8 protein-coding genes are annotated in these 8,131 nt (G+C 47.0%); 2 read left to right on the top strand and 6 right to left on the bottom strand.

Features of this window, described 5'->3' with window-relative positions; all coding sequences use genetic code 11:
* Window positions 1-73 precede the first annotated feature (73 nt).
* The 3 genes from ACFSUS_RS28120 to ACFSUS_RS28110 form a co-directional block, all read right to left on the bottom strand.
* Window positions 74-700, bottom strand: a complete 627-nt coding sequence (locus ACFSUS_RS28120; RefSeq protein ID WP_381528316.1) for a DUF4886 domain-containing protein — start codon at window positions 698-700, stop codon at window positions 74-76.
* A gap of 130 nt (window positions 701-830) precedes the next feature.
* Window positions 831-1,778 (bottom strand): hypothetical protein, encoded by a 948-nt coding sequence (locus ACFSUS_RS28115; RefSeq protein WP_381528313.1) that lies wholly within the window; start codon window positions 1,776-1,778, stop codon window positions 831-833.
* Between the two features lie 134 nt (window positions 1,779-1,912).
* The gene (locus ACFSUS_RS28110; RefSeq protein ID WP_381528310.1) at window positions 1,913-3,715 is read right to left on the bottom strand and encodes an IPT/TIG domain-containing protein; all 1,803 of its coding nucleotides are present in this window, start codon (window positions 3,713-3,715) and stop codon (window positions 1,913-1,915) included.
* A 218-nt stretch (window positions 3,716-3,933) separates the two neighbouring features.
* On the opposite strand from ACFSUS_RS28110, the gene ACFSUS_RS28105 reads away from it, so the two are divergent.
* Window positions 3,934-5,466 (top strand): P-loop NTPase family protein, encoded by a 1,533-nt coding sequence (locus ACFSUS_RS28105; protein ID WP_381528307.1) that lies wholly within the window; start codon window positions 3,934-3,936, stop codon window positions 5,464-5,466.
* A gap of 126 nt (window positions 5,467-5,592) precedes the next feature.
* Here ACFSUS_RS28105 and ACFSUS_RS28100 read toward each other — a convergent pair whose 3' ends face one another.
* Window positions 5,593-5,913, bottom strand: a complete 321-nt coding sequence (locus ACFSUS_RS28100; protein WP_381528304.1) for a heavy metal-binding domain-containing protein — start codon at window positions 5,911-5,913, stop codon at window positions 5,593-5,595.
* Window positions 5,914-6,149: 236 nt separating this feature from the next.
* On the opposite strand from ACFSUS_RS28100, the gene ACFSUS_RS28095 reads away from it, so the two are divergent.
* Window positions 6,150-6,683, top strand: coding sequence for a lipocalin family protein (locus ACFSUS_RS28095; protein ID WP_381528302.1), 534 nt, complete (start codon window positions 6,150-6,152; stop codon window positions 6,681-6,683).
* Window positions 6,684-6,744: 61 nt separating this feature from the next.
* Here ACFSUS_RS28095 and ACFSUS_RS28090 read toward each other — a convergent pair whose 3' ends face one another.
* Together ACFSUS_RS28090 and ACFSUS_RS28085 are read right to left on the bottom strand one after the other, a co-directional pair.
* Window positions 6,745-7,425 (bottom strand): uracil-DNA glycosylase family protein, encoded by a 681-nt coding sequence (locus ACFSUS_RS28090; protein ID WP_381528299.1) that lies wholly within the window; start codon window positions 7,423-7,425, stop codon window positions 6,745-6,747.
* A gap of 13 nt (window positions 7,426-7,438) precedes the next feature.
* Window positions 7,439-8,113 carry a toxin-antitoxin system YwqK family antitoxin gene (locus tag ACFSUS_RS28085; RefSeq protein ID WP_381528296.1) on the bottom strand — a complete coding sequence of 225 codons (675 nt, stop codon included), beginning with the start codon at window positions 8,111-8,113 and terminating at the stop codon, window positions 7,439-7,441.
* Window positions 8,114-8,131 lie beyond the last annotated feature (18 nt).

The following is an 8,131-nucleotide window of genomic DNA, read 5'->3' as shown; positions in this document are numbered from 1 at the left end:
TGTTTGAAGAGCCGCAACCAGGGCAGTTGTGTTGGTAAAACATGACGGGTAATTCAAGTTTGGCGACTCAAAATTACCCCCTTGGTTGCGGCTTCTTACCTGACATCATTACTTCTTGAGGACTACCGATAATCTTATAGTGCTTTTGGCCAACTTCAATTTTGCCGATTTGCGTAGCAGCCGCAGTTGAGTCGTAGGCTGCACTTAGTAAGGCGAATTCCTCTTCTACATCTTTAATTTTTGCTGAACAGCAACTGGGCTTTTGTATTGACGGATCAATCATTGAAGAACGATAACAGAACTGTTCAGGGTATTTATGCTTGGAAGGCCAGGTTTTAAACAGAATAAACGCAGTATTAAGATTGTTATTGAGCTTTTTGATTTTCTCAATAGCTGTATTTACTGAATACTTTCTTGCCTCAGGGATTAGTAGCCGAATGGTTCCTTCTTGCAGAACGATAACATCCCACTTTCTGCTGAGGATCTTAACTTCTGTTTCGGTTTGTTCGTTTGGCTGCTTCTTCCGGGTTCTTATGCCATTTTCTGTTTTGGCTTCAATAACATTGTCCAAGTGATCGGCTAATGACATACCTGGAAACGTGCTGGTCTCAATATGCACTCGTTGATGGGTTGCTTTCAACATCTGATCCAGATACTCAGGCATTCCATTGTAATACGTCAAACTATTGCCGATGAACAATACATTTATTTCCCTTCCCGGCTGGCCATAAGAGTTGAATGAAAGAAAAAGGAAAACGATAATTTTAGATAAGCGTACGTAGCAAACTTTGGGTTGAAAAAAACGTTACACTGCCGTTTAAACAAGTCATTTACTTCTCAGCCGGTTTAGAAATAGTAGCATTAGCTAAGCCTTTATCTGTCAAAAGCAGCTTATCGCCCTGTAGTGAAATACGTGTGATCTCGATTCGGTGATTGTCTAGAATAAATGATTGCCCAATCCTGTACTCTGGTTTACCAAGAGCGCTTGACAGAGCCTGTGGGTCCTGCCGAATCTCGATTGTAGCCATTGGTGAGCTATACGGTAATCCAGCTGTACCACTCGTTACGATAAAATAAACCGGTTTTCCTCTCAGGATACCATTACCAGATCGATATTCGTGGGCCAGCAGAGTTAAATGAAACTGATTCTCTATTGGGTTAAGATACGTCCAGCCGCTATTGTAAGGATTAGGCTTAACCCAGACGTATCTAGGAATTATCTTCTTCCCATCAAACGCTTCGATCTGCACCCGAACGGCCGGTAACGTATCATAAACAGCGTGAATGCTATGTGTATAAAAGCCGTTCTTGTATCGCTCAATGGTTGGAAGTGTCATGGGATAGCGTAACACCCGATCATCGCTGAAATTCTGATTGTTATTGGCATCGACAATGACTACTCTACGTCCTTGTTTATCGGTGCCAACCAGCGTATTAATGCGCTGTTTAAGTGGAGCTGGGCTTAGTGCCGTTGTGTCGCATGCGCAGGACGCTTTCGCTTTTTCCCATTCGGCTGGGGTAAGCTTGCCCATCTGATACTCTTCAAATTTAGATTGCCCCCGGACCGTATTTGAGAATCGAATGACCCTCTCAACTAGATAATCAGGTATCCCCTGAAAGCCTGAAAGATCGGTAGACTGCTCTGTACCCACCTGATTATAGGCTTTAGCAAAGTAGTTATCGACTGATTTCAGAGATATTTCAACCGTTTTCGATTGAGCGATTGACAGAGCAGGCAGAAATACTAACAAAAGATAAGCGATAGTCTTATGTTCCATGTCAGTCAGAGTTAATAGAAGACAACTACTTATCTTAAAGCTAAACTATAAAAATGATTATGCAACTATTTTTGTAGTTTATTGAGTAAGTGGTTTTAAACCTACGCACTGCAAGCGTCATGGTACGGATGAAACTACTTCGCCACCGTGAAGCTGCTGGTCGAGCAGGACTTGCCAGCTTCGTTTGTCAGGCAGATCTGACCCGTAACGGCATCAGCCGGAACAGTGACCTTTAGGCTGGTCGTGTTAATCAACGTGAATTTGGCAGGCGACGACGTGCCATTGCCAAAACGGATTTCCTGAACCGACGCTACATTCTGACCCGTCAGCACAACTTCGGTACCTACTTTAGCGGATTTCGGGGTGAAGTCTACATCAGGAATTAGGCGTAATACTGTGAACGTTTCGGTCGTCACGGGATCGTTCAGGACGTTGACGACCTGAATTGGACCCGTTTGCGCATCGGCGGGCACTAACACCCAACGCTCGGTATCTTCGTTTTTGCCGCCATCAACGGCCGCTGTAGTTGTGCCCGAAAACAGAATCTGGGCATTGAGCAGAAAATCACCGCGTAACACGACCCGCTCACCAGGCCGGGCTTTTTTCGGAATAATATCGGTAATGACGGGCTTTTGAATCACAACCAGCGGCTTGGCTGTACTTGCCGAACCAGCCCGGTTGATGACCGTGACCGGTCCGCTGACAACATTAGCGGGAACGTTGACTAGCAAATCAAATCCCTCCGTGCGGCTCGTGATGGGTACAGCCTGACCACTGACGCGCACTTCGGTAATGCGGTATAGATTTTGCCCCGAAATCGTGATCGGACGGTTGTTGAGCTGACGGGCCGGATTAACTGTAATATTGGTCGGTGCCTGATAGAAAAAGAATGGATCTGCGGCACTGGTATTGCCGCCAACACCACTGGCCGAAACCGTTACGGCTCCGGACGAAGGGAGCGTCGGAACCGTAGCTTCGAGCTGGGTATCGCTAATGACGCGGTACGTAGCGGGCAGGCTTCCGAACGACACCGCTGATATTTCACGTAAGTTCTGACCCGTTAAAATTATCTTATCGCCTGCAATCCCGTCGGGGGCACTCAGGTTGGCAATAGCGGGCTGTTGCACAATTTGCAACGTATCAGCACTGGTGGCCACGAGTTTATCAAAAACGGTGACCGTAACACGGCCTGTTTGGGCAAATTCCGGAACAATCGTGCGAATCTCAGTGTCTTGTACGCTTGTTCGGCTCCGGTCGGTACCCATGCCGTTGATGTAGACCAGGCCATCCGTCAGGTTAACACCCTTAATGATTAGCTCTGAACCGGGACGGATTTTCTTTGCTGAAAGGCTGGTAATCTGAGGAGTCCCCGCTACAATAAAACTTCCTGATGATACCCCCCCCGACGTTTCTATGACGATGGTTTGTGGACCGCGGGGTATGTTGGGCGGCACCGTTACAGTGAGTTTCTGCGCCGAGCTATCTTTAACGGCAATGTCCACATTAGCAAACCGAACGTACCTGACCTGATTAAGGTAAGCGCCCGTGAGCTCAACCGTAGTGCCGGGCAAACCATTCGCGGGAGTAATGGTACTGAGCGTAGGAGCGGGTTGCTCGACTATAAATGGTAAGGGGTCAGAGGTACCTTCGTCGGTCTGTACCCGAATTTGTGTCCGGCCTGGATTTACGAGCGGCACCGTAATCTTGATGGTGTTATCGTCGCTGCTGCCCACTGTAGCGGCTACTGCTGATGCGGCTACACCAACGGTTACGGTAGGGGTAGAGCTGAACTGATAGCCCGTTAGTGTAATCTCCTGGCCTATAGGTGCCTGTTTAGGAGATATGCCGGTTAATTCAGGAGGATATTTCTGAATGCGACAGCCAATGGCACCGAGTAGTAAGAAGAGGAAAGAGAAAGGCAAAAAAGTTGATTTCATAAACGGCGGCAGCAACCTGCATCTGGTCTAAATGTTCGTTGCAGACTGGTAAAATTAGTCAATTTGAGCGTCCAAAAACCATTTCTTCCCAAAGCCTGTTAGCTTTAATGGATAATGTAGAATGAATAATGTACCAGAGGGCGTAATCAAGAATTGAGCCAGTAACTCTCCAAATCATTAGACATATACATCGTTCGTTATTCATTCAAAAACGCCCAATGAACTACCGCAGCCTGAAATCATCAAAATTATTGACGATCACTACGCTTGGCGAGTTAAAAGCCGCCGGGTATGAATCCCGCTCAATCAAGCAGGAGTTGCGGGACAACCTGATTGACCGAATTAAGGAAAAGGAAGTTGTTTTCCCCGGCATTTGGGGCTATGAAGATACCGTTATTCCCGACGTAGAGCGTGCCATCCTGTCGATGCACCACATCAATCTGCTAGGTCTGCGTGGGCAGGCAAAAACCCGAATCGCCCGGCTGATGGTAAATTTGCTCGACGAGTACATCCCGGTGGTAGCCGGTTCGGAACTAAACGACGATCCTTTACAGCCGCTGTCCCGGTTTGCCCTTGATCTGATTGCCGAAAAAGGCGATGCTACGCCAATTGCCTGGCTGCACCGAGACGAGCGTTATACTGAAAAGCTGGCCACCCCCGACGTATCGGTAGCTGACCTGATCGGGGACGTTGACCCAATTAAAGCCGCAACGCTTAAATTGCCTTACTCGGATGAGCGGACCATTCACTTTGGCCTGATTCCCCGCTCGCACCGTTGTATCTTTGTTATCAACGAGTTGCCTGATTTGCAGGCTCGTATTCAGGTGTCGCTGTTCAACATTTTGCAGGAAGGCGATATTCAGATTCGGGGCTTCAAGCTTCGTTTGCCGCTCGATATTCAGTTCGTCTTTACGGCTAACCCAGAAGATTACACCAACCGGGGTAGTATTGTGACGCCGTTGAAAGACCGGATCGATTCGCAGATTGTGACGCACTATCCGAAGTCGATTGAGATCGGGAAAAAGATCACGATGCAGGAGGCTACTGTCAAGACCGAGCAGAAAGGTATGGTGAAGACCAATGACCTCGTGGCTGACCTGATCGAACAGATTGCCCTCGAAGCGCGTGAAAGCGAATACGTTGATGCGAAGAGTGGCGTATCGGCCCGTATGACAATTTCGGCCTACGAGAATTTGCTTTCTTCAGCCGAACGGCGGGCGCTGCTCAACGGTGAAAAAGATACGTACGTTCGTATTGCCGATCTGTACGGCGTAGTGCCGGCTATCTGTGGTAAGGTCGAGTTAGTGTACGAGGGCGAAGTCGAGGGCCCGGTCATCGTGGCGCAGAACCTGATTGGTAAAGCCATTCGAAATCAGTTTTTGCAGTATTTCCCAAACCCGGAGAAAGCTAAAAAAGACAAGCGTGGCAATCCGTACAAGAAAGTCACGGACTGGTTTGGCGACGGCAACACGATGGACATTCTGAACGATCTGACCAACCGCGATTACGAAGCCCGATTGAAAACCATTGATGGTCTGGATGACGTAGTGGATCAGTTTCAGCCGCGTTTAAGTAAGCCCGAAAAGTTATTCATGATGGAGTTTGCCCTGCACGGACTGGCCGAACACTCACTAGTTGGCAAGAAAGCTATGGATACCGGACAGACGTTCAAAGACCTTCTCGGCTCAATGTTCAATCCCGGAAGTAGTTTCGGGGAAGAAGAGGATGAGGACGACGATGACCGGTTTTAGTTTGTAACGCGGGTGGAAACCTGTGATTTTAAGACAAAACGGGTCAAAGCAGGTTTCCACCCGCGCTACATTAACAAAACGAGGAACCCCAGCTGGGGTTCCTCGTTTTGTTAATGAGTGTATAGATCACTCAATTATTACGGCTGTACCATTGGCGCTAACCATCAGCATCGCGCCATTGCCGCCGATAGTTTCATAATCTAAGTCTACGCCGATGATAGCGTTTGCTCCTAAGCGCGTAGCCTGATCAATCATTTCTTTAATCGCAATGCTTTTTGCTTCGCGAAGCCCTTGTTCGTAAGCGCCGGAGCGGCCCCCAACCACATCGCGGATGTTAGCGAAGAAATCTTTAACGATGTTAGCCCCAATAATGGCCTCCCCGTTGACTAAGCCAATGTATTGTTTGATCCGTTTACCTTCGATGTTGGGCGTAGTGGTTACGAGCATCTGCTAAAGTTATATAGTCCTGAAGTTGTAAAGTTATAAAGAATTGTATCTGTCACTATGCCCCTGGGTTGATAACATAGTGGTCTTTTGGCTCAAATTCGGTTGTACGATTCACTGTCACGAAGTGACACTTCATTACGTCAATACGACTATCCATACCAATCCTGCTCGGAATGCCCTATGGGAGCACGATACTTTTGAAGCGTAATCAAAAACGATCTCAAAAATATACGCTCATGAAAATGATGAATCTCTCCCGGTTAATGGTTTGGGCATTTGTACTGGTAATGCCTCTGATGTTTGCAAGTTGTAAGAAAGACGGTAACGAGGTTGTAAATCCGTCAGGAAATGCTGTTGAAGGAAGCTGGAAAATTTCAGACATAAAGATCTCAGATGGTAAGGATTCACAAAGCTTTCTGGATTACATCGTAGACTTGTATGCTCAGCAGGGTGCCGAAGAAGAAGGCGCTAAACTAATTGCCTGCTTAAAAGACAGCCGCATTACGCTCAACGGTGACGGAAAAGTTACGGGGGCTGCATCACCTAAATGCGAGTCTGAAGATTCCGATGACCTTAACCCAGCTAAAAGCGGGTCAACCTGGAAAGTAAACGGTAACAAATTGACCATTACCGATAGCGACGGTTCCGAAACCTTTGATCTAACTGTCAGTGGTAACACCATGACCTGGAGCAATCAGGAAGAGGATGATCTCGACGGCGATGGCATAAACGAGAAATACACGTTCTCAATTGAATTCAGGAAGGCATAAGCGCTGAATGGTTTAACAAAGGCAACCTCTTGCATTAAAGGGTTGCCTTTTGCCATATGAATTAGTCAACGAGGCAGTCGGCTAGCGTAGTAATGTACCGATCTGCATAGGCGTCAATGTCTTTGCTTCGGTACTGCAAAATGTACCTTGGGTGGTCGAGTGTAACAATGCGCTCAAAAAAGCCCTGCTGATCGTTTAGTCGGCGTAGGTATGTCTCATTTTTGCGACCCAGACAAACCGCTACGCGTCGGTCACTGCCGAAAGCCAGTTGTGCCCTGACAGTTTCGGTAATGGCTGGCCAGAGGGATTCTGTCGTGATCCGGTCGTCGTAGAAGTTGTAGTTCTTCCCGTTCTTGGTTAAGGCTAATGGAAACAGAGAGGAGAGAAAAAAACGGCCATAAAACGCTTCTGCCCCGCCAAAGGCTTCGACGATCTGATAAATGAACCGGCTCGATAATTCGGGTGTGTCGCGCAGGTTATTTTCAATGCCACAATACCGGCGCAGATTCTGGGGCGTGGTGAAAGAGATACCCGTTACGCCCGCTCCAAACCGGCCTGGGTTAATACCCAGCACGAACACGCGGGGCGTATGGTCACAATAAAACTTTGTATAAAACTGGCTGACAATATCTTGCACTTCAGACTGCTCGTAAGGATTCATAACACCGACGCCGGTAGGTAAATGAGTCGGTGCTTTCAGCGTATTGTAATAAGGGATGGCTTTATCGGCGAAGGTGGTCATCAAGTAATTCTGTTTATCTTCTTATGCTGAAACCATTCAGCGTTACAGGGTCTAATCTGTACAGAGCGGTCACAACTTTCCCGTCATATACAGCAGGTAGCCACTGAACATCTTTAAATGCTAATTGGGAGGCTTGTTGAGCATTCTTAACAAATTCTTTGTCATTGTGTGACGTAACAACTCGATAATGGGCGCCTACTGGTGAGATTGTAGCCACAATCTGATAAGAAAGTTGTGAAAGGCCGGCACGTTGCAGATGGGCAGGAAACTTTGACTCACGAACCAGGATACCAAAAATTTGCTGCGAACTAGCTAAATAAACCGGAGGTGTTTCAAACCAAACCGTAACAGTAGAGTCGGCCTGTTGAATTATACCTGTACTATCTTTAATAGCACGGTTGGTCATGACTATTTTATTAATGCTATAATCGTAGACCAATTCCGGTTTACTTGCTCTGTTATAAAAAGTCCAGGTACCAACCCGTTTATTACTGTTGTACTGGCCTTCCTCTAAGAGGTTGTTACCGTCCCGAAAATACTTCTTATAAATACCTGTTCGAATCGTATCGTTACTGGCCTGAACTTCATACTCTTCTATAAAATAGTGGCTTTTGACTTTTATAATTTTCCCTGGCTGGCCAGCCGCAGAAAATAACAATAGCACAAGAAGTAAAACAATGTATTGCATAGAATAACAGGTTGATTT

The organism is Spirosoma soli (assembly GCF_042684525.1).
Taxonomy (GTDB): domain Bacteria; phylum Bacteroidota; class Bacteroidia; order Cytophagales; family Spirosomataceae; genus Spirosoma; species Spirosoma soli.
This window is presented reverse-complemented; position numbering and strand designations above follow the sequence as displayed.

Coding starts and splice junctions, on each gene's coding strand:
- ACFSUS_RS28115 (WP_381528313.1), bottom strand. CDS start 1,778: ATGGAACATAAGACTATCGCTTATCTTTTGTTAGTATTTCTGCCTGCT.
- ACFSUS_RS28110 (WP_381528310.1), bottom strand. CDS start 3,715: ATGAAATCAACTTTTTTGCCTTTCTCTTTCCTCTTCTTACTACTCGGT.
- ACFSUS_RS28105 (WP_381528307.1), top strand. CDS start 3,934: ATGAACTACCGCAGCCTGAAATCATCAAAATTATTGACGATCACTACG.
- ACFSUS_RS28100 (WP_381528304.1), bottom strand. CDS start 5,913: ATGCTCGTAACCACTACGCCCAACATCGAAGGTAAACGGATCAAACAA.
- ACFSUS_RS28095 (WP_381528302.1), top strand. CDS start 6,150: ATGAAAATGATGAATCTCTCCCGGTTAATGGTTTGGGCATTTGTACTG.
- ACFSUS_RS28090 (WP_381528299.1), bottom strand. CDS start 7,425: ATGACCACCTTCGCCGATAAAGCCATCCCTTATTACAATACGCTGAAA.
- ACFSUS_RS28085 (WP_381528296.1), bottom strand. CDS start 8,113: ATGCAATACATTGTTTTACTTCTTGTGCTATTGTTATTTTCTGCGGCT.